General features: G+C 50.6%; 19 protein-coding genes, 3 pseudogenes and 1 other annotated feature. Of the genes and pseudogenes, 21 read left to right on the forward strand and 1 reads right to left on the reverse strand.

Annotated features, from left to right (window positions below):
* Positions 1 to 6 precede the first annotated feature (6 nt).
* From spoVAE to leuS, 19 genes and pseudogenes are all read left to right on the forward strand, one after another.
* A pseudogene (spoVAE, locus tag JCM10914_RS00725) lies at positions 7 to 356 on the forward strand (stage V sporulation protein AE).
* Between the two features lie 176 nt (positions 357 to 532).
* Positions 533 to 1,489, forward strand: a complete 957-nt coding sequence (locus JCM10914_RS00730) for a MoxR family ATPase (protein ID WP_023956229.1) — start codon at positions 533 to 535, stop codon at positions 1,487 to 1,489.
* A gap of 2 nt (positions 1,490 to 1,491) precedes the next feature.
* A complete protein-coding gene (locus tag JCM10914_RS00735) occupies positions 1,492 to 2,733 on the forward strand; it encodes a DUF58 domain-containing protein (protein WP_023956231.1) in 1,242 nt (413 codons plus the stop codon).
* Complete coding sequence (locus JCM10914_RS29540; protein ID WP_023956233.1) at positions 2,730 to 3,746, forward strand: hypothetical protein; 1,017 nt, start codon at positions 2,730 to 2,732, stop codon at positions 3,744 to 3,746. The genes JCM10914_RS00735 and JCM10914_RS29540 overlap by 4 nt, the downstream gene beginning before the upstream one ends.
* Positions 3,680 to 4,954, forward strand: coding sequence for a transglutaminase domain-containing protein (locus JCM10914_RS29545; RefSeq protein WP_231638441.1), 1,275 nt, complete (start codon positions 3,680 to 3,682; stop codon positions 4,952 to 4,954). Before JCM10914_RS29540 ends, JCM10914_RS29545 begins: the two co-directional genes overlap by 67 nt.
* 160 nt (positions 4,955 to 5,114) lie before the next feature.
* Positions 5,115 to 5,645, forward strand: a complete 531-nt coding sequence (locus JCM10914_RS00745) for a YqeG family HAD IIIA-type phosphatase (protein ID WP_023956237.1) — start codon at positions 5,115 to 5,117, stop codon at positions 5,643 to 5,645.
* Positions 5,642 to 6,772, forward strand: a complete 1,131-nt coding sequence (yqeH, locus tag JCM10914_RS00750; protein WP_023956239.1) for a ribosome biogenesis GTPase YqeH — start codon at positions 5,642 to 5,644, stop codon at positions 6,770 to 6,772. Before JCM10914_RS00745 ends, yqeH begins: the two co-directional genes overlap by 4 nt.
* 59 nt (positions 6,773 to 6,831) lie before the next feature.
* Positions 6,832 to 7,698, forward strand: a complete 867-nt coding sequence (aroE, locus tag JCM10914_RS00755; protein WP_023956241.1) for a shikimate dehydrogenase — start codon at positions 6,832 to 6,834, stop codon at positions 7,696 to 7,698.
* 42 nt (positions 7,699 to 7,740) lie between these two features.
* Positions 7,741 to 8,031, forward strand: coding sequence for a ribosome assembly RNA-binding protein YhbY (gene yhbY, locus JCM10914_RS00760; RefSeq protein ID WP_023956243.1), 291 nt, complete (start codon positions 7,741 to 7,743; stop codon positions 8,029 to 8,031).
* Positions 8,032 to 8,092: 61 nt separating this feature from the next.
* Positions 8,093 to 8,683: a nicotinate-nucleotide adenylyltransferase gene (locus JCM10914_RS00765; RefSeq protein ID WP_023956245.1), complete on the forward strand. Its 591-nt coding sequence runs from the start codon at positions 8,093 to 8,095 to the stop codon at positions 8,681 to 8,683.
* On the forward strand, positions 8,667 to 9,245 hold the full coding sequence (yqeK, locus tag JCM10914_RS00770; protein ID WP_023956247.1) for a bis(5'-nucleosyl)-tetraphosphatase (symmetrical) YqeK: 579 nt from the start codon (positions 8,667 to 8,669) through the stop codon (positions 9,243 to 9,245). The genes JCM10914_RS00765 and yqeK overlap by 17 nt, the downstream gene beginning before the upstream one ends.
* Positions 9,242 to 9,588 (forward strand): annotated as a pseudogene (rsfS, locus tag JCM10914_RS00775) (ribosome silencing factor). The gene yqeK and the pseudogene rsfS overlap by 4 nt, the downstream one beginning before the upstream one ends.
* On the forward strand, positions 9,585 to 10,496 hold the full coding sequence (locus tag JCM10914_RS00780; RefSeq protein WP_023956249.1) for a S1 RNA-binding domain-containing protein: 912 nt from the start codon (positions 9,585 to 9,587) through the stop codon (positions 10,494 to 10,496). The pseudogene rsfS and the gene JCM10914_RS00780 overlap by 4 nt, the downstream one beginning before the upstream one ends.
* A gap of 28 nt (positions 10,497 to 10,524) precedes the next feature.
* A complete protein-coding gene (locus tag JCM10914_RS00785) occupies positions 10,525 to 11,295 on the forward strand; it encodes a class I SAM-dependent methyltransferase (RefSeq protein ID WP_023956250.1) in 771 nt (256 codons plus the stop codon).
* A 422-nt stretch (positions 11,296 to 11,717) separates the two neighbouring features.
* Complete coding sequence (locus JCM10914_RS00790; protein ID WP_023956251.1) at positions 11,718 to 12,584, forward strand: sugar phosphate isomerase/epimerase; 867 nt, start codon at positions 11,718 to 11,720, stop codon at positions 12,582 to 12,584.
* Positions 12,585 to 12,609: 25 nt separating this feature from the next.
* Positions 12,610 to 13,779: a Gfo/Idh/MocA family protein gene (locus JCM10914_RS00795; RefSeq protein ID WP_023956252.1), complete on the forward strand. Its 1,170-nt coding sequence runs from the start codon at positions 12,610 to 12,612 to the stop codon at positions 13,777 to 13,779.
* Positions 13,780 to 13,804: 25 nt separating this feature from the next.
* The gene (locus JCM10914_RS00800; RefSeq protein ID WP_023956253.1) at positions 13,805 to 14,890 is read left to right on the forward strand and encodes a Gfo/Idh/MocA family protein; all 1,086 of its coding nucleotides are present in this window, start codon (positions 13,805 to 13,807) and stop codon (positions 14,888 to 14,890) included.
* Positions 14,891 to 14,961: 71 nt separating this feature from the next.
* Positions 14,962 to 15,843, forward strand: coding sequence for an AraC family transcriptional regulator (locus JCM10914_RS00805; protein WP_023956254.1), 882 nt, complete (start codon positions 14,962 to 14,964; stop codon positions 15,841 to 15,843).
* A gap of 40 nt (positions 15,844 to 15,883) precedes the next feature.
* Positions 15,884 to 16,127: a binding site (T-box leader), on the forward strand.
* 90 nt (positions 16,128 to 16,217) lie between these two features.
* A pseudogene (gene leuS / locus JCM10914_RS00810) lies at positions 16,218 to 18,658 on the forward strand (leucine--tRNA ligase).
* On the opposite strand, the gene comER reads toward leuS, so the two are convergent.
* A complete protein-coding gene (comER, locus tag JCM10914_RS00815; protein ID WP_023956257.1) occupies positions 18,639 to 19,481 on the reverse strand; it encodes a late competence protein ComER in 843 nt (280 codons plus the stop codon). The pseudogene leuS and the gene comER overlap by 20 nt on opposite strands.
* Positions 19,482 to 19,619: 138 nt before the next feature.
* Here comER and JCM10914_RS00820 point away from each other — a divergent pair, with 138 nt between their 5' ends.
* Both JCM10914_RS00820 and JCM10914_RS00825 read left to right on the forward strand, forming a co-directional pair.
* On the forward strand, positions 19,620 to 20,189 hold the full coding sequence (locus JCM10914_RS00820; RefSeq protein WP_036716718.1) for a ComEA family DNA-binding protein: 570 nt from the start codon (positions 19,620 to 19,622) through the stop codon (positions 20,187 to 20,189).
* 53 nt (positions 20,190 to 20,242) lie between these two features.
* Positions 20,243 to 20,761 carry a dCMP deaminase family protein gene (locus JCM10914_RS00825; RefSeq protein WP_023956259.1) on the forward strand — a complete coding sequence of 173 codons (519 nt, stop codon included), beginning with the start codon at positions 20,243 to 20,245 and terminating at the stop codon, positions 20,759 to 20,761.
* The last annotated feature ends 98 nt before the right edge of the window (positions 20,762 to 20,859 follow it).

Here is a 20,859-nt window from a genome sequence, read left to right on the forward strand (position 1 = left end):
CAGCAGATGCAATTTTTATGGGCATTCGTAATTGGCGGCCTGATCTGCGTCATCGGACAAATACTGATGGATGTCGTTAAACTGACGCCGGCGCATACGATGAGTTCGTTAGTCGTGGCGGGAGCATCGCAGATGGATTTGGTTTGTATGAGCCGCTTGTGAAATTTGCCGGCGCCGGGGCGTCGGTACCGATTACGAGTTTTGGTAATTCCCTTGTGCACGGTGCATTAACGGAGCTGGGCAGGGACGGCTGGATCGGAGTGGTCACAGGGATATTCGAAGTTACGAGCGCAGGCATATCCTCGGCGATCATCTTCTCCTTCCTGGCGGCACTGTTTGTAAGGCCAAAGGGATGAGTTCGATTATATAGCATTTTGAAGGCCCCAGGTGTTTCTGGGGTCTTTTTCATGTTTAACATCTACTGCAAGTTGGTTAATAAGCAAAATATCTCTGTGAATGTACTCTGGGACTTCGATCATGTACAATAGTAACTAAAATAAGTATTTATTCCCTTACAGGAGGTTAGTCATACATGCCCGTAAGTCAAGAATCCATGAAAATCATTACCTCGGTACGAACCAATTTGGAGTCGTGCCTGCTAGGCAAAGAATTTGAGATCCAATTGCTCCTTACGGCGCTGCTCGCTGGCGGACATATTCTGATTGAAGACGTGCCTGGCACGGGAAAGACCCAACTGATCAAGGCCTTGGCTAGATCCATGCAAGGGGATTATCGTCGTATTCAATGCAACCCGGATATATTACCGAGTGATATAACGGGAGTATCGGTCTTCCATCCTCGCGACGAAATGTTCTATTTCCGTCCAGGTCCAGTCATGACGAATATCCTGCTCGCGGATGAAATAAATCGGGCAACAACGAAAACTCAGTCTGCCCTGCTTGAAGTCATGGAGGAGCGGAGCGTCACAGTGGATGGAGAAACCCACGAGCTCCCTCACCCGTTTATGCTGTGTGCCACGCAGAACCCGATTGATTTCGAGGGCACCTATATGCTTCCTGAGGCACAACTCGACCGGTTTATGTTAAAGCTGAGTCTCGGCTATCCGGATGCTGCGACAGAGAAGCAGTTGATCTATCGCTCACGAGAAGGACAATTGGCAGACAAGCTGCAGCCGGTTACTCATATGGACACGATCTCGGCGATTCAACGTGAAATCCGCGATGTGTTTATCGGTGAGCCGGTTGCCGATTACCTACTGAATATTACACGCTCGACAAGGGAACATCCCTCGGTCATTCTGGGGGCCAGCCCGCGCGCTACCTTGTCTTTTATGAGTGCAGCGAAAGCGTATGCTTTTTTACAGGAGAGGGATTATGTATTGCCTGATGATGTGAAGACACTTGCTCCGTACGTTCTTTCGCACCGGATTCTGCTGCGTCCGGAAGCTCGGCTAGATAATGCGAGTCCTGGATCGGTGCTGGAGTTCATCCTGCGTCAGGTCAAAGTGCCTGTTCAGATGGGGAGATAAGTATGCGCCGTGCGGTTTCATCGTTTTTCGGTGGCATGCAGCCGTCTAAACTCGCAGCGGTATTGGCGGTATGGTGCATATGTCTATTGTATGTTTTGTTCCAAGGGGGCAAGACATCGCTTATGTTATTCTCGATGGTTAGTCTCTTGGCCATCTATTTAATTGGCTCGGGCTTCGGTGGCATTAACCGCGTGCAAGCGCAGCGGCGTGTGAGCGGGGCAGTTCGAGGTGGTGAACATATGCACGCCGGCGAACAAGTAAGAGTGCAGCTTGATTTAAACATTCCGGGGCTGCTGCCGATGCCATATATGATTGTGCGCGAAGTGCTGCAGCGTCACAACGGTGACTCGTGGTCGTTCGAGGACAGCGTCATACCGAGCCTGCGAGGTTCGGGCAAGCTTGTCTTCCAGACACCGCCACTTGATCGCGGCCGATATGCGTTCTCCAAAACGGAATGTATCAGCGAAGACATATTCGGCCTTATGGAGCACCGCGGGCGGGTAGAAGTCCAATCTGACTTTCGCGTGCTGCCCAGAACGATCTATATTCCGAAGTGGCAGCGCAATATTCGGAATTCTCGCCTGGGGGGGACTCACACGACGGTCTCATCATTGAGACGCGAAACCACGCAGATAAACGGTGTTCGTGATTATGTATACGGTGACCGGATATCGAGGATTCATTGGAATGCCACGGCTAAGACCGGTTCGTGGAAGTCTAAAGAGTTCGAGCATGAATCTTTTCCGAGGACGATGATCGTGTTGGATTGCACCGCACACGGATATCGGAGCGCACAGCAATTTGAGCTTGCGGTGTCCGCAGCGGCCTCGTTAATTGAGTACGGGGCTAAGGAGCATGCGGGTACGGGCTTGTTCACGTCTACGAGTGAAGCGAGTATGTTCATGCCTACGGACCATGCTGGGGAGCGGATGCGGATGATCCAGCATCTGGTCGACGTAGACGACAATCGGGAAGAGAGTCTGATGACATCGCTCGAACGGTCTTATCGCCATTTTCCGAAGGGATCGTTGTTTCTATTAATCAGTCCGATGAGTGGCAAAGAAACGGCTGATTTGATGCGCTGGGCCGAGACGCGAGGCATGAGTCCTTGTTTTCTTCAGATTACGGAACCCGGTACGAAGAAAGACGAATCGATTGCGATTCTACAATCCAGGGGAATATCAAGCTACGCTGTCTCATCGCTTGAGGAGCTTCCAGCTGCGCTAGGAGGTGGAGTCTCATGATGAAGCTTTGGCTGGACAGGCTGTCGGCCACTTTTTTCACGACGCTGACGATGCTGTGGGTTTGGATCATCGGGATGCAGTGGGTGTCCTTTACCGAGTCGATTTGGCTGTCGGAGACGACAGCGATCGTCATTGCGGCACTTACTGTCACGGCAGTCACGGAAGCGCTGCTTCCTATAAGACGAATCTACCGACTGGCCCTGCAATTCGCGTTAATTCTGTTTTTTGTGTTTAATCAGCTGCAGACGTACGGCAAGCCGGTACCGACACTCTCACTTGAAGGTATACTGTCCGAGGAATTGTCCTATTTGCTTCCATACATTTGGTTCGCCTTGGCAACCTGGGCCATCTATTTGTTCATCGTAGGTTGGGCAAAGACCCGGACCCGGATGCTGTTCATCATTGGTTTGAATATCATCAGTTTTGCGATATTGGATTCCTTTACCCAAATTGCACTGTGGGGTGAGATCGCTTGGGTGGTCGGAGCCGGAATGGGCTGGCTGGTCAGCAGCCACTTTAATCGTTTCCGTCGCCGTTTTCCACAAGGATGGATCAAGCTCTCGAAATATCCGTTCAAAATCATCGCCAATATTCTTGTCATATTCTCTTTAATTATCGTAGCGGGCATCAACATGCCCCATATCAGCCCAACGCTGACGGATCCATATACCGCATGGAGAGAATGGAGCGGTGTGCCGTTATCAAGCAGCGGCACAACCGGACCGGGGGGATTGATCGACAATCCATCCGAGAGCATGTCAGGTTATGGGCGTGAGGATAACGATCTTGGCGGAGGTTTCAACTTCGATTATTCGCCGGTCATGTCGGTCAGCTCGGATGAGCGGAGTTATTGGCGAGGTGAGACGCGGGCTGTATATTCCGGCACAGGCTGGCAGATGGTGCCAGTAACAATCGCTCTGGCAACGATGTCAATATCGGCGAGCTATTGCCCGGTGAGGCGGAAGCATCGTCGGTATCTGGCAAAACGGTGGAACAGACGTTTACGATGTTGAGCGAATCGGTCTATCCCGTATTGTTCGCTGCCTACTCCGTACGTCAGGTGGATGATCTGGATGATGATATCGATGCAGATCGCCTTCGCTGGATAACGGAAGGTTCCGAGATGCATTTGGATGAATCCCGATTTACGGATTACCCGAAGAGTTATACCTTAACATCCGAGATACCGGTTATTCCGCTTGATGAGTTGAGTACCCGAACGCATGAACAGCTCTACACGGGCTCAATCAACGAGGCTTACCTTCAGAAACCTCGGAATTTTCCTGATCGAGTCGTCAATCTGGCAGAACAGGTAACGGCCGAGGGAGAAACACCTTATGAAAAGGTCATGTTGCTGCAACAATACTTATCAAGCAACTTTACCTATACGAATACACCTGATCTTACCCGCAAACGGAGCGATGACTTCGTAGACGGATTCCTATTTGAAGTTAAGGAAGGATACTGTGACTATTTCTCAACTGCAATGGTGATGATGACCAGGTCGCTTGATATACCTGCACGCTGGGTAAAGGGCTATGCACCGGGGAGCGTTTCTGCCCTGGAGTTCATACCGATGGACGGCCAACAACCCGTGGTTGAGCCTGGGAATTATACGGTCACGAATGCCGATGCTCATTCATGGGTGGAGGTATATTTCGGAGAGTATGGATGGGTGCCGATTGAGGCAACTCCTGGGTTCAGCATGCCGGTTCTGACTGCTGAAGCAGATGCTGAGCCCGTGCTTGAGGACGAGGTTGAGGAAGAGGTAACGGAAGAAGAAGAGGCTGCTCCGGTAGCTGAATCTGGCGATCAGCAATCGGCTTGGGTACAGGTTGTAGCAGCTATCGCCGCTGTCATAATCGTATTATGGGTACTCTATATCTTATGGCGGATGAGGATTAATTTGCGCTTTGCGAGTGCGCGCATTCGTGCGGGTAAGCCGCTCACGGCTGCGGATAAAGTCATTGCTGAAACTGAGCGCTGGCTGCGTGCTGCGCATCGCAAGGGATTGGTCAGACATGATTACGAGACCTTGCGAGAATCGGTTGCGCGTTGGATAGAGAGGAATCCGGGGCTGCAATCGGAGTTGGAGCCGTTGCTGCGTCAATTCGAGAATGCCCGTTATAGTCCTGCGGAAGTTAAGGAAGACCAGTGGCGCGCGGTGCATGCAGATGCAGAGAGCCTGAAGAAGTCGCTGAAAAAGATACGAATGGTATAAGTTGAAGAATTTCATACGCCCGGTTCTCGAAACTGAGAAACCGGGTGGTTTTTTGCCGTAATGCAGTAGTGGTATCGTTGTACGAATAAAGGTTCGTGATTTTTTTTACTCAGGAACCGGAATATGGTATAGTTTTTCGTATGAAATTGAGGTGACGAATGTGTTTGAAATGTTAATTCCCAAACTGCGTGTGAACACGGTGTTTGATATTGACCTGGAACAACTATATGAGCAGGGGTATCGTGGAATTATTACGGATCTGGACAATACACTGGTCGGGGCCAAGGCGCCCTTGGCGACACCGGAACTGGTGCTGTGGTTTAAGAAAGTCAAGGAGCTCGGGTTCCAATTGATTATCGTATCGAACAACCATCTGGAGCGCGTATCTAAATTCGCTACCCCTTTGGATATCCAATATGTGCATCAAGCACGGAAACCAAGCAATTTGCCATTCCGCAAAGCAATGAGCATGATGGAGCTATCGCCTGAGCATACCATAGTCGTTGGGGATCAGATGCTGACCGATGTTTATGGCGGGAATCGACTCGGTTTGTACACCGTACTGGTTATGCCGATTGCCATTAACGATGAAGGATGGTTTACCCGGTTGTTCAATCGACGGGTGGAGCGCATAGCGCTGACTCGTCTCCGAAAGAAAGGACTATGGATGGAGGAGGACCCTGAATCATGACGTTGCGGGCAGAAGGCATGGAGGACATCAAGAGATGCAGTGGTTGCGGCATTCAACTGCAGAGCGCGGCGCAGGATAAGCCGGGGTATCTGCCGGAAAAGGCGATGGATCGCGAACCGGTCATCTGTCAACGCTGTTTCCGAATTAAGAATTATAATGAAGCATCCTCGGTTACCGTTGACCAGGATGAATTCTTGCGTTTACTCGGTCAGATCGGCGGTAAGAAAGCGCTGGTCATCCATATTGTAGATCTCTTCGATTTTGAAGGAAGCCTCATCTCGGGCTTACAGCGGTTCGTCGGTAATAACCCGGTCATTTTGGCCGTGAATAAGACGGATCTTCTTCCGAAGGTAACCAATTGGAACAAAGTGCTCAACTGGGTACAGAAGCAGTGTAAGGAGCAAGGACTAAGAACCGAAGATATCGTACTGTGCAGCGCGAAGAAGAATCAAGGGTTTGAGCGGCTGCTCGAAACCATTGCCCATTACCGCGGGGACCGCAACGTCTACGTCGTTGGATCTACGAACGTAGGTAAGTCCAGCCTGATTAACCGCTTGATCCGCGATTACAGTGATCTGAATCAAGAGCTCACCACCTCCCGATATCCGGGAACGACGCTCGATATGGTTAATATCCCGCTGGATGATGGCCGTTATATCATTGATACGCCAGGTATCGTGTATCCTTGGCGATACAGTGAAGTGGTTAACCGCGAAGATCTCGGAAGCGTGATGCCGGAGAATCCGCTTAAACCGATGGTGTATCAATTGAATGAAGGACAAACGCTGTTCTTTGGAGGATTCGGGCGGTTCGACTTTATCAAAGGAGATCATCAGTCTTTTACCTGCTTCATTAGCGGTCGATTGAACATCCATCGTACGAAGCTGGATCGTGCGGATTCGTTATACGCCGAGCATGCCGGAGAGATGCTCTCGCCACCGACCAGAGATCGGCTTGCGGACATGCCGGAATGGACAAGGCATGAGATCCGAATTCCGAAAGGAACACGCCAGGACGTCTTTATCTCGGGCCTAGGCTGGATCAAGATTAATGGAGATCACGGTGCTCTGGTAGCGGTGCATGTGCCTAAAGGGATCAAGGTATTGTCGCGCCCTTCCTTGATATAGACTGGCTATCACTATTGATGCAGACAGGCAGTTTCATATGGGGGAGGTTGGCATGAGCCATGGTTAATTACGCTGCTCAAGGCGATTATATGCTGCTTGGGGTTATAGGGGATCCGATTGCCCACTCCAAATCACCGGCGATGCATCTTGCGGCGCTCGCCGCACTAGGTATACAAGGAACATATGTACCGCTTCATATCCGGCCTGCCGGACTAGATGATGCCATACAAGCGATGAGGGCACTGGGATTCCGCGGTATGAACGTCACGATACCGCACAAGGTAGAAGTCATGAAATATTTGGACGAGATTGATGCGGCTGCTTTGCGAATCGGTGCGGTTAATACGATCGTCAATGACAATGGTAAACTAACGGGGTACAATACAGATGGGATTGGCTATGTTCGTTCGTTAAAGGATGAAGCATGTCCGGAACTTCAGGGCAAGCATATCGTTGTTCTGGGTGCCGGGGGCGCCGCAAGAGGCATTATTGACGCGCTTATTGAAGAAAGCCCTGACCGAATATCGATTGTGAACCGAACACGGGATAAAGCCGGGGCACTTGCCGAGGAATGGATATCCCGGGGAGATCTGCGGGGATATGGTGAGGAAGAAGCGGAAGCGGTGTTACAACATGCGGAGATTATCATAAACACGACGTCGGTTGGCATGCATCCCCAGATTGGCGCAATACCGATCCCGGCTGCTCATATTCCGCAGGGGATCGTCGTCAGTGATCTGATCTATAATCCGCTGCAAACAGAGCTGCTGCGTCAGAGCGAGCTGCGCCAATGTATCGTTCATGGCGGCCTCGGTATGTTCGTCAATCAAGGTGCGTATGCCCTTGAATATTGGACAGGTGTAGCGGCTCCCCTGCAAGTCATGAGGGCAGCCGTGTTAGACAGTTTTACCAATAATTCAACTTGAATGCTGAATTATAATTGAATATTTAAGGAGTAATGACGAAGGATGTTAACAGGAAAACAAAAAAGACATTTGCGTTCGCTAGCCCACCATCTGGATCCCGTGTTCCAGGTTGGCAAGGGTGGAAGCAACGATCATTTGATTCGCCATATTTCAGAAGCGATTGAGAAGCGTGAACTTCTGAAAGTTTCCGTGCTGAACAACTGCCTAGAGGATCCCCGTGAGATTGCGGCGGAATTGGCAGAAGGTGCAGAAGCTGAACTAGTTCAGGTGATCGGTAAGACCATCGTCTTGTACAAAGAATCGAAAGATCATAAAACCATCGAGCTGCCATAAGGGATTCGGTCTGCCAAAGGTCCCGATCCAGCAGGCTCTTCCAGTTTGGAGCTGAACTATATTGAAAGTAGGAATCATGGGCGGCACCTTCGACCCGATTCATATCGGGCACATGCTTGCAGCGGAAACGGCAAGAGAAGCTTATAATCTAGAAGAAGTGTGGTTTATGCCTAGCCATATTCCGCCTCATAAAGAAGATGCCGGCATGACGGGTCAGGTGAGATTGGAGATGACAGCTGCTGCTATTGCAGATCACCCTTCTTTTCGCACGCTGGACATCGAAGTCAAGCGTGGGGGAGTATCTTACACGGTCGATACGATCCGAGAATTGCGTCAGCAGCATCCGGAACATGATTTTGCCTTCATTATCGGATCCGATATGGTGGAGTACCTGCCCAGGTGGAACCGAATCGAGGAATTAGCGCAGTGGGTGACCTTTATTGGATTGAGCCGTCCGGGTACGGAGCTGGCGATACACCGTCTGCCTGAGTTTCTGCAGCGAGTGGTCGTCACGGCAGCCATGCCGCAGATCGGGATCTCATCTACAGAGATCAGGAAGCGGGCAGCGAAGGGGGCTTCAATCCGCTATATGGTGCCGGATCGAGTGTATGAATATATAAAAAGGAGCGGTATATATGGACTACAGCCGTGAAGAGTTAATGAACGCTGTATCCGCTCAAATGCCAGGCAAGCGTTGGGAGCACACGCTCGGCGTTATGGAGACAGCAGTCATACTGGCCGAGCGTTTCGGAGCAGATCCAGTGAAGGCCGACCTGGCATCCATACTACATGATGTCGCCAAATACTGGCCGATTGAGAAGCTCCGTCAAGCATTGATTGACAGCGGGGCCAACCAGGAACTGCTTCGGCACGACAAGCAGTTATGGCATGCGGAAGTAGGGGCTCTGGTGGCCGAGCAGGATTACGGCATAACGGATCTTGAGGTGCTTAATGCCATCCGCTATCACACTTCCGGCCGCGTGGAGATGTCGCTGCTGGACAAAGTGGTCTGTCTCGCCGATTATATCGAACCGGGCCGCGATTTCCCCGATGTGAATAATATCCGGGATCTGGCCAACCATAGCCTTGAAGAAGCTTTGATCGCCGGATTGGATACCACGATATCGTTTCTGCTCTCTCGCAGACAGATTATTTATCCGTTGACGGTGCTTGCCCGCAACGACTTAATTAAGCAAATGGAGGCGAATTCATGACAATAGAGCCCAATGAATTGTTACAAGTAGCTGTGAAGGCTGCTGAGGATAAAAAAGCGATGGACGTCGTCGTGCTGGATCTTAGAGGAATATCGATGATTGCGGACTACTTCGTAATCTGTCACGGTAATTCTGATACACAGGTCCAATCAATAGCGACTGAAGTCCGCAAACGAGCGCATGATGAGGGCGTGGCATTACGTGGTCTGGAAGGGATGGAGCTGCTCGCTGGGTCTTGATGGATCTCGGCGATGTGGTTGTACACGTCTTTCATCGCGATGAGCGTGAATACTATAATATCGAACGCCTGTGGTCGGACGCTAAAGTGGTGGAGAACGTATGAGTTTGATTGCCGGTACAGTGACTGAACTGACCGTATCCAGAGAGGTGTCTCCATACGGCTACTTTCTCGATGGCGGCGATCGGGACGTCCTTCTTCATTACTCGGAGCTGACAAGTAAGATAGAACCGGGAGATAAGGTGGAAGTATTCATCTTTTTTGATACGGAAGACCGATTGGCAGCCACCATGAAAAAGCCGTACTTGACACTCGGCGAGACAGCTCGGCTCGAAGTAGCGGATGTTCATCCTCGTCTTGGATGCTTTCTGGAGATGGGCCTTGGCAGACAACTTCTGCTCCCGATTCGGGAACTGCCAGAGATGAAGGAATTGCATCCGCAAGTCGGAGACTATGTGTATGTGCTGATGGAGCATGATAAACAAGGGCGACTTCGCGCCAAGCTGGCAGGCGAGCAGGAACTGGCTCCGCTTGCGTTTGCGGCCCCCGCTTCATGGAAGGGCGAATGGATGAATGCAAGAGTGTATAAACCGTTGCAGATGGGGACGTTCGTCATTGTGGATGGCGGTGTCGTCGGATTTGGCGCGATCGGGATGATCCATTCTTCGGAGCGCACGCGGATGCTGCGACTCGGAGAAGAGGTGCGGGTTCGTATTAGTCATATTCGCGAAGATGGGCGGGTAAATCTGTCCATGGTGCCGCAAAAAGAGGTTGGACGTACGGACGATGCAGATCGTCTCTTAGCCTTCCTGAAGGAACGTCCCGGCCAAGCGATGCCGTATTCGGATCAGACTCCCCCGGATATAATCAAACAGCGATTCGGCATAAGCAAATCCGCTTTCAAGCGGGCGCTGGGGAAACTGATGAAGGATGGCCTTGTGACGCAGAAGGACAGCTGGACGTATATGGTAAAGAAGGACGAGGAAGCGGATGTTAACGCATCCGAACAATAAAGAAGCATCTTAAGAAAGTGGTGTCATCATGTTGTCTTACCGCAAGTTTGCATACGTATATGATCAACTCATGGAAGACATGCCGTATCCGGACTGGATTCGCTTTGCCAGAACAGCTTGGGACAAGCACGGCATGCCCAGAAGCGTCGCTGAGCTCGGCTGCGGGACAGGCAGCATCACCATTCCGCTTGTGAATGCTGGATTTGAGGTAACTGGCATCGACCTCTCGGCCGATATGCTGTCTGTCGCCAGACGCAAGCTTGATGGGACGCCGCAGGGACATCGACTCTTTCGGGAGGGCAGCGTGCGCTGGGTTCAACAGGACATGACTTCCTGGGAATTGCCGGAACAGGTAGATTCCGTTATTTCCTTCTGCGACTGCTTCAATTATCTGCTGGAAGAAAAGGACATTCGCTCCGCATTCGCCAGCACCTACCGCGGGTTGAAGGATGGAGGAACGTTTCTGTTTGACGTGCATCATCCGAATACCCTCGTTCGCTATGACGAAGAGCAGCCGTTCGTATTAGACGAACGCGAAGTATCTTATATATGGACGTGCGATTTGGATGAACCACGCTGTGAAATCGAACATCATTTATCCATATTTGCAAGGGATGAGCAGGATCCAGCGGTATACCGCCGCTTTGAAGAAACCCATCTTCAACGTGGATATGATCCCGAATGGATGAAGCTCGAGCTGATCAAGGCCGGATTTCGAGATGTTGCATGTTACGCGGATTTTGAATGGGTGGAGGCAGGACAAGACGCTTCCCGTTTGTTCTATGTCGCAGTGAAATAAAATGTTTCAAGACTAAAGGGGTGTCTCAAAAGATCCAAGATCTTGCGAGATGCCCTTTTTGCTGTTCGAAAACGCTCTGCGTACGAATCATTCCTCATGAATAGCCAGCTCAGCCCCGGCTGCAATGCGGATACAATCGAGCTGCTGAACTCCCCTCTACGCGCCTACAAATGCGATTCAATTGTATTCAAATCAGCTTATATAGGAAGATATTTGACTGTAGTTAAGGTTCCTTAAGCAGGGCATAGGTTTGCACGTAAGTCTGTGTTAACATGATGGGGTGCTGACTGAACAAGGATTGATAGCGCTATCTCACTTCGATGAGATATGGATGAATTGGAAATGTTGCTGTACAGCATGACTCTAATCATAATCAAATCACTAGTTTGTGGTGTGCGAAATAAGAGAGGATGGGTGTACTGATGAAATTATCTGTATTTACCGTGGCGACGCCTGATATGCAGCCAGAACAGTTGGCCAAAGCCGCTGCACAGGCAGGAATCGAGGGCATTGAATGGCGTTTCAAAGAAATTCCAGCGGATGCGGCCGCAGAAGCACCTTCTTTCTGGCGGCATAATCGTTGCTCGATCGATCCCGGCGGTTCTGAACAAGATTGGCAGGAGTTTCAACAGGCCGCTGAGAAACACGGACGCCGTTCGCTCGCCGTTGTCCCTTATCTGCAATGCGGTGACCTCGAAGAGACGGAGAAGGTGATGAGAGCGGCGAAGGTAGTCAATGCATCCTTCATTCGCGTAGGTGTGCCAGGCTATGATCGCAGACAAAATTATAACGAACTGTTTGACCAAGCGGTGCGATATTTGCATGAGGTGGAAGATTTAGCGCGGACGTATAATGTGAAGGCGATAGTGGAAACGCATCATCTGACGATAACACCGAGTGCGTCCTTGGCTCATCGGTTGGTGTCGTCGTTCAATCCCGATCAGATCGGCGTATTGTATGATCCCGGGAATATGGTGCATGAAGGCTACGAGAACTATCGTATGGGCTTGGAACTGCTCGGGCCTTATCTTGCTCATGTACACGTGAAAAATGGCGGTTACCAGCGGCATACGGCAGAGGATGGAAGTTCTTCCACATGGTCAAGCGGCTGGGTTGCACTGAATCATGGCGCAGTTCCCTGGTCGCAGGTTATTCAGGATTTGAAATCAGTCGGCTATGAAGGATATTACGGGGTAGAAGATTTCAGCGGTACGTACTCTTCCGGCGAAATGCTAACTCGCTTTGCTGAACAGATGCGAGCGTGGAGCGAGCAGAAACAACTGACATAAATTGAATGAAGGAGGTACTAAGGTTATGAATCAGGTTAGAGTAGGGGTTATCGGGCTTGGCATGGGTTTCTCACACGCAAGAACGCTCGCAGCCGGACGAGTGGCTGGGGCCAAGCTTGTTGCTGTATGTGATCTGAAACCGGCCAAACAAGAAGAAGCCAGAGCTACGCTTCCACCCGATGTTAGGATATGGGACAATGTGGACGCGATGATCCAATCGGGCGAACTGGATGCAGTGATCATAGCAACACCGCATTATGGACATCCGCAAGAAGCCATTCACTGTTTGAAATCTGGCCTTCATGTGCTCATTGAGAAGCCGGCGGGCGTGTATACGAAGCAGGTTCGCGAGATGAACGATGTAGCCAAGAATAGCGGCAAAGTGTTCTCCATCATGTACAACCAGCGCTGCAATCCGCTGTATAAGAAGCTTCGAGAACTTATAGCAGATGGTGAGCTTGGTGAAGTCCGGCGCATGAATTGGATTGTTACGAATTGGTATCGTTCTCAGAGTTATTACGATTCAGGCGGCTGGCGCGCGACTTGGGGGGGCGAAGGCGGAGGCGTGCTCATCAATCAATCCCCGCATCAGCTCGACCTATGGCAATGGACAACCGGGATGATGCCTAAGCGAATCCGGGCTTTCTGTTCATTTGGCAAGTATCGCAATATTGAGGTTGAAGACGATGTGACCGCTTATGCAGAATATGAGAACGGTGCGACAGCTGTCTTTATTACGACCACGGGGGAAGCGCCAGGGACGAATCGGTATGAGGTAACAGGCGACCGTGGGAAGATTGTGATTGAGAACGGGCAGCTTCATTTCTGGAGACTTCGTGTAGCGGAGCCGGAATTTAATCAGCAGTATACAGGCGGTTTTGGCGAACCCGAATGCTGGAAGTGTGAAGTTCCGATCTCCGGGGATAATCCACAACATCAGGGAATTATTCAGAACTTCGTGAATGCGATTGCTCATGGCGAGCCGCTGATCGCGCCTGGAGAAGAAGGTATTCATGGCTTAACGTTATCCAATGCGATGCATTTGTCTACTTGGACGGACAACTGGGTGAATTTGCCGATGGACGAGGATTTGTATTATGAGAAGCTCCAGGAACGGATCGCCCACTCGACAACGGCGAAGCAGGTCAAAGAGGTTGCGCCTGTGGATATGAGCAAGACGTTCGGATCGTATTAATACTATCGTCAGGAGGCTAATGCGTATGGATCGTAGCAATGGGATGCTGTATGCACCGGTTGGCAAGGCAAAGCCGGTATGTAAACCAGGGGAATTTGTATTTGCCGCCATGTCACTTGAGCATGGTCATATCTATGGAATGTGCAACGGATTGATCGAAGCGGGAGCTACGCTGAAATGGGTCTACGATGTTGATCCCGAGAAGGTGGCAGCGTTCCGCAAGGCTTATCCGAATGTAGCGGTTGCAGATTCCGAGGCCGATGTGCTAGAGGATAAGGAGGTGCAGCTAATTGCGGCGGCTGCTATTCCATCAGAGCGATGTGAATTGGGACTGCGCGCGATGTCCCACGGTAAGGATTATTTTACCGATAAGACGCCTTTCACTACACTTGAGCAGGTACAGGCGGCGCGTGTCAAAGCGGCTGAGACCGGGCAAAAATATATGGTCTATTACAGCGAACGACTCCATGTGGAAAGTGCCGTCCATGCGGGAAGCTTAATCAAAGACGGAGCGATCGGCCGTGTTGTGCAAGTAATGGGGACAGGACCGCATCGATTGAATGCGGCTTCGCGTCCGGATTGGTTTTTCCGTCATGAGCAGTACGGTGGTATCTTATGCGATATCGGGTCGCATCAGATCGAGCAGTTCTTATACTTTGCCGATTGCCGTGACGCGAAAGTGCTCAGCAGCAAAGTAGGCAATTACGCCAATCCAGATTATCCTGAATTGGAGGATTTCGGTGATGCAACTCTGCTCGGCGACAACGGAGCGACTAATTATTTTCGAGTGGATTGGTTAACCCCGGGCGGCCTCGGTACGTGGGGGGACGGCAGAACAGTGATCCTTGGGACGCAAGGGTATATCGAGCTGCGCAAGTACATCGACATTGCCAGAGCTCCGCATGGAGACCATCTCTACTTGGTTAATGGTGAAGGCGAATTTCATATGGAGCTTCAGGGCAAGGTGGGATACCCGTTTTTTGGCGAGCTGATTATGGATTGTTTGGAGCGTACGGAACGGGCGATGACGCAGGAACATGCTTTCAAGGCCGGGGAATTGTGCATATTGGCTCAAAATGAAGCGGTACGGATTCCAGCAAATCCATTATAATAGAGAGGATCCTCCTTTTAATTGAAGGGGTGACTTAATTACACACTTCATCCTGAAGGAGTGATCCTCTCGTGACTTCAGCTTCCAGTGGACTGCCGAGTTTTGATCGAATGCAATTGAGAGAGCCGTTTGATCTTACCTATTATAATGAACAGCCGCTATCTGCCGGACAATTCCACTCCCATGCCTTTTATGAGATTTTTTATTTTCACGAAGGCCGATGCACCTATCTGATCGGGGACTCCGTCTTTGTTCTGAAGCCGGGCGATTTGCTTCTGATGAACGGTTTGACGCTGCATTGTCCGAGTGTCGAGCCTGGTTCGAAATATGTAAGAAGCATTATTCATTTTGACCCGGCCTGGTTATGCAAGGACTTGCCGGAAGTTGCGAAAGGCATCCTTCTAGAACCTTTTGAAACACTGCGAAATCACCGGATTGCTCTGACGGGTTCGGACAAGCAGGAGTTCGAAGCTCTGCTCGATGACGTGCAGCGTATATCGATGGCAGGGGGCAAGTACAAGCAGGAGCGTATCACGCTCCGTATTCAGGAACTCATGTACATGATTGCGGGCTGGTGCCTAAATGAAGTGCAGGAGCAAGAGGCGGTATCGGACAAAGAGCGCCATGTCCAGCATGTGGTCTCCTTCGTAGAAGATCATTTTATGCAGGATATAACACTTGAAGGTATTGCACGGGATATGCATATTACGAAGCATTACTTGTCGGCCTTATTCAAGGAAGTTACGGGAACGACCGTATTCAAATACGTATATCATCGGCGAATCAATCAAGCGAAGATCCTGCTCAAGTTATATCCGCACATGAGCATAACGGATGTCAGCCGTTCTGCTGGATTTAAGCACCTGGCCCATTTCAGCCGAATGTTTAAGTCCCAGGTAGGCGTAACGCCTGAGCGTTACCGGAGAAGTAATGATGAACTTTCGTTGACTTAATCATTCTTTTCGGGTATAATATCCACATTAAATTACTAATATGTAAGCGTTGAAGAGGATTATTAGTTCCCCAATCGATCATGCAGAGAGCCGGTGGCAGGGTGAAAGCCGGTTGACGATAGGAATGAACTCGCCTTGGAGCTGCGATGTCAACCCGGGAACAGCAGGGACCGATGAAGCATCGACGTCTCATCCGCGATAAGGATGCAAGAGTGAGCGAAGGGCAAAGCATGCCTTTGGCTAACTAGGGTGGTACCACGGGAATCAAACCTCTCGTCCCTAGCGATTAACGCTAGTGATGATGAGGTTTTTTTGTTTTCTTGGGGCAACTGGCATCAGCTGTTGTCTTTACTTAGAAGGAGGAGCTATGAAGTATGGCGGATAATCAATCACAAGGCCACGGCTATCAGCCGCAGGCCATCGAACCGAAATGGCAGCAATATTGGGATGGACACAAAACCTTTAAAACCGAGGATCAATCATCCAAACCGAAGTTTTATGCGCTCGATATGTTCCCTTATCCATCCGGATCTGGGCTGCATGTAGGGCATCCGGAAGGCTTCACGGCGACTGATATCGTGTCCCGTTACAAGCGGATGCGCGGATATAATGTCCTTCACCCTATGGGATGGGATGCCTTTGGACTGCCTGCGGAGCAGTACGCAATGGACACCGGGAAGCACCCGCGTGAGTTTACCGTGCAGAATATCGATACGTTCCGTCGTCAGATCAAGTCGCTCGGCTTCTCTTACGATTGGGACCGGGAGATCAGCACGACAGATCCTGAGTATTACAAATGGACGCAGTGGATATTCATTCAATTGTATAATCGCGGACTTGCCTATGTGGCTGAGGTACCGGTGAACTGGTGTGAGGCGCTTGGCACCGTGCTGGCAAACGAAGAAGTCATTGACGGCAAGAGTGAGCGCGGCGGGCATCCGGTCGTGCGTAAGCCGATGCGTCAATGGATTCTGCGTATTACGGAATATGCAGATCGCCTGCTTGAGGACCTGGATGATCTCGACTGGAGCGAGAGCCTGAAGGATATGCAGCGCAATTGGATCGGTAAATCAACCGGCGCGGAAGTGCGGTTTGAGATCGAGGGACATGATCGCCATCTGGAGGTATTCACCACACGTCCAGACACGTTGTTTGGCGCAAGCTACTGCGTGCTGGCACCTGAACATGAGCTTGTGGACGTCATCACCTCGACTGATCAGCGCGATGCGGTCAAAGCCTACCAGGACCAAGCAGCACGCAAGAGTGATCTGGAGCGTACCGATCTGGCGAAAGATAAAACCGGAGTATTCACAGGTTCATATGCCATTAATCCGGTCAATGGCGCTAAAGTGCAAATCTGGATCGCCGACTATGTTCTGGCAGGTTATGGAACAGGTGCGATTATGGCAGTTCCAGGCATGATAGTCGTGACTGGGAGTTTGCAAAGCAGTTCAATCTTCCGATTATTGAAGTTGTACAGGGCGGAAACGTTGAGGAAGAAGCTTACACAGGTGCCGGCGAGCATGTGAATTCCGAATTCCTCAACGGTCTGGACAATGAAGCGGCTATTCAGGCGATGAATGAGTGGCTGGAGAAGAGCGGCAAAGGTAAGAAGAAAGTGACTTACCGTCTGCGCGATTGGCTGTTTAGCCGTCAGCGCTATTGGGGGGAGCCGATTCCGATTCTGCATCTGGAAGACGGAACGATGAAGACGGTGCCGGAGGATCAGCTTCCACTGCTCCTGCCGGATGTCGATCAGATTAGACCTTCCGCTACCGGAGAATCTCCGCTGGCTAACGTAACGGAGTGGCTCGAGACAGTTGATCCTGAGACAGGGATGAAAGCCCGAAGAGAGACAAATACGATGCCGCAGTGGGCGGGAAGCTGCTGGTACTACCTGCGCTACATCGATCCGAATAACAATGATGAACTGTGTTCGAAGGAGAAGCAGAAAGAGTGGCTTCCGGTTGACCTGTATATCGGTGGTGCAGAGCATGCTGTCCTTCACTTGCTGTATGCCCGTTTCTGGCATAAAGTATTGTACGATTTGGGTGTTGTTGATACGAAGGAGCCGTTCCAGAAACTTGTCAATCAAGGTATGATTCTGGGTAACAATAACGAGAAGATGAGTAAGTCACGCGGCAATGTCATTAATCCGGATGATATCGTGAACGAGTATGGGGCCGACACACTGCGCGTATACGAGATGTTCATGGGACCGCTGGAAGCGACCAAGCCATGGAATACCAACGGTGTGGAAGGAACGCATCGTTTCCTCTCCCGGGTATGGCGACTGTTTATCGGCGATGATGGCCAGCTGAACCCACGTATCGTGGACGGAGAAGGGTCCGATGAACTTAAGCGCACGCTGCATAAGACAATCAAGAAGGTAACCGATGATATTGAGCACCTTCGTTTCAACACAGCGATCAGCCAGTTGATGATCTTCATCAATGAGGGGTACAAGGCAGAAGAACTTCCTCGCCAAGCGATGGAGAGCTTCGTCCAACTGCTGTCCCCGCTTGCCCCTCATCTGGCTGAAGAACTGTGGAGTCGTTTAGGTTACAGCGAGAGCATTACTTATGTGACATGGCCTGAATACAATGAGGCTTGGACGGTAGAGGCAGAAGTAGAGATCGTCATTCAAGTAAACGGCAAAATCGTAGAAAGAGCTAAAATTGCAAAAGACATGGATCAAGAAGCCATGCAACAACATAGCCTCTCCCTTCCGAATGTCAAGCAGGCGCTGGAAGGAAAGAGTATTCGCAAAGTGATCGCCGTACCGGGTAAACTGGTCAATATCGTGGCCGGTTAATCGTAAAACCGAAGGCAGCATCCAGTTTTGCCAGATCCTCCTCATATTTGTCATGAGTGGTTTTGATCAATTGGTAGAACAGTCCGTTCAGGTTGGAATCGAGTAATGCCAACGCCTGAGCGGTGATGCCTCCGGGTACCGCAACCCGTTCTTGCAACTGCTCGGGGGAGAACCCCTCCTCCGTCAGCAGCTTGCCGGTGCCAAGCAGCATCTCACCGGCTAATGCATTTAAGACTTTGCGGTCGATACCGGTCATCTCAACGGCGGCATCAATCCATTTTTCCATGAACAAACTTAAAAAAGCAGGTCCGCAGCTGGAGAAATCGGAAGTGATTCGCGTGTGCGATTCCAGTATCTCTAGCGGCCTGCTGATATAAGACAGGTGGCTTTCAATAAGCTGCCTGTCTTCTTCTTTTATACGGGAACCATAAATACATAACGATGCGCCGCCTCCCGTAAGGTTGGTAATGCTGGGTATGATTTTCGCTACCTTGCAAGGCAGCGCGGATTCCAGATGAATCAGCTGAACCGGGCTGGTGATGGAGATAGCGATTTGGCGGTTGTTGACCCGGCTCTGAATCTCACTGATGACCGATTTGAATTCCAGCGGTTTGACACATAAGAAGAAGATGTCGCTTTGGGAGGCAGTTTCTGTATTGCTGCTGCATACAGTCAGCCCAGGGTGACGTTCGGCCAGCAGCTGTGCCTTCTCAGGACTGCGGTTGCTAACCAGGATCTGCTCAGGCAGGAGTGCGCCCGATTGGATGAAGGCTTCGATTAACAGACTTCCCATGCTGCCCGTACCGATAAAACCGACCTTCATGTGTATGTTCCCTCCTTTCGCGCTTTACGGCAGAAATGTACCGTTCTTACGTTTAATGTATGCGAGGAAGATGCCGATTCATGACGATTTTTCATGTGATTTATGGATGTATATACGATGAGAGGAGAAGGATGAGTGATGAAACGCAGTTCTATGGGATGGAGTATAACGGCGGCGGTTATGGGTTCTGCCTTGATCTTGTTCGCCGGAGGAAGTAATAAGGGCATAGAAGAGTGGGAGCCGCTAAACGACCAGATGGGGATAGTCATGGGCATGAAAGGCGATGAAAGGGCTGCTGAAGTCGTTAACGAGCTGCCAGATTTGGCGGTTTCTCCTGTAAATGCAACATTGCCGATGGCGGAGGCTGCTTCGGCGGAATCTGCTTCTGATCGAGCTGCCGACGGCCCTGATAAGCATGAAGAATCACCCGTTCAAGCCGCACCAGAGTCCAGGCCTGTCCCCACTGAACCAGAGTCCAGCCCCGCTACTGATGTGGCAGAGACGGAGGATCAGTCCGGACTGATCAATGTCAATACGGCAGATGCCCAGACGTTGATGGAATTGCCAGGTATCGGCGAGGCCAAAGCGAAGGCCATTATCAATCACCGGACTCAATTCGGACCATACCGCAGCGTGGCGGATTTGTTGGAAGTCAAAGGCATTGGGCCGAAGATGCTGGAGAAGATGAAGCCTTACGTGGGGCTTTAGCTATGTGCTACAATAAAGAATATAGGATATTGATAAGGAACAGGTGACAGAAGATGATGACTGATCAACGCAAGGATTGGGATACATATTTCATGGATATCGCCTTCATGGTATCGACGCGTTCCCAGTGTCCTCGCCGTCATGTAGGGGCTGTGCTCGTGCAAGGCAAGAAACTGCTTGGCACAGCGTACAATGGCGCGCCGATGGGCGTCTCCGATTGCTCGGAGGCTGGCTGCATGATCGTAGAGGATTATGAACTGGTTATGCAGGATGGCAAAGAGAGTATGGTTAAGAAGCAGCGATGCGTTCGTACCATACACGCAGAACAGAATTTGTTGTTGTTCACGGATCGAATCGACAGAGAAGGCAGTACGGTGTATGTGACGGATGAACCGTGCTGGACGTGTGCGAACATGCTCGCGAATAGCGGCATCGTGGAGGTCGTATATTATAGACCTTATCCTAAGGATACGGGTAAGGTATCACGCATGATGGAGCAGAAGGGGATTATGTTCCGTCGATTAGAGCGGTATGAGCCGCCGCGCGAGACGTTGATGATTGTAGCTGAATAAGCTGAATAATGAATTCGATGGGAAGAACCTTTGACTGCAACGCAGAGCAAAGGTTCTTTTTTTAGTTCTAACTTTTTCACGAAAGGAATTAAATCAAG

Origin of the sequence: Paenibacillus sp. JCM 10914 (assembly GCF_001315105.1) — a bacterium.
Taxonomy (GTDB): Bacteria; Bacillota; Bacilli; order Paenibacillales; family Paenibacillaceae; genus Paenibacillus_AQ.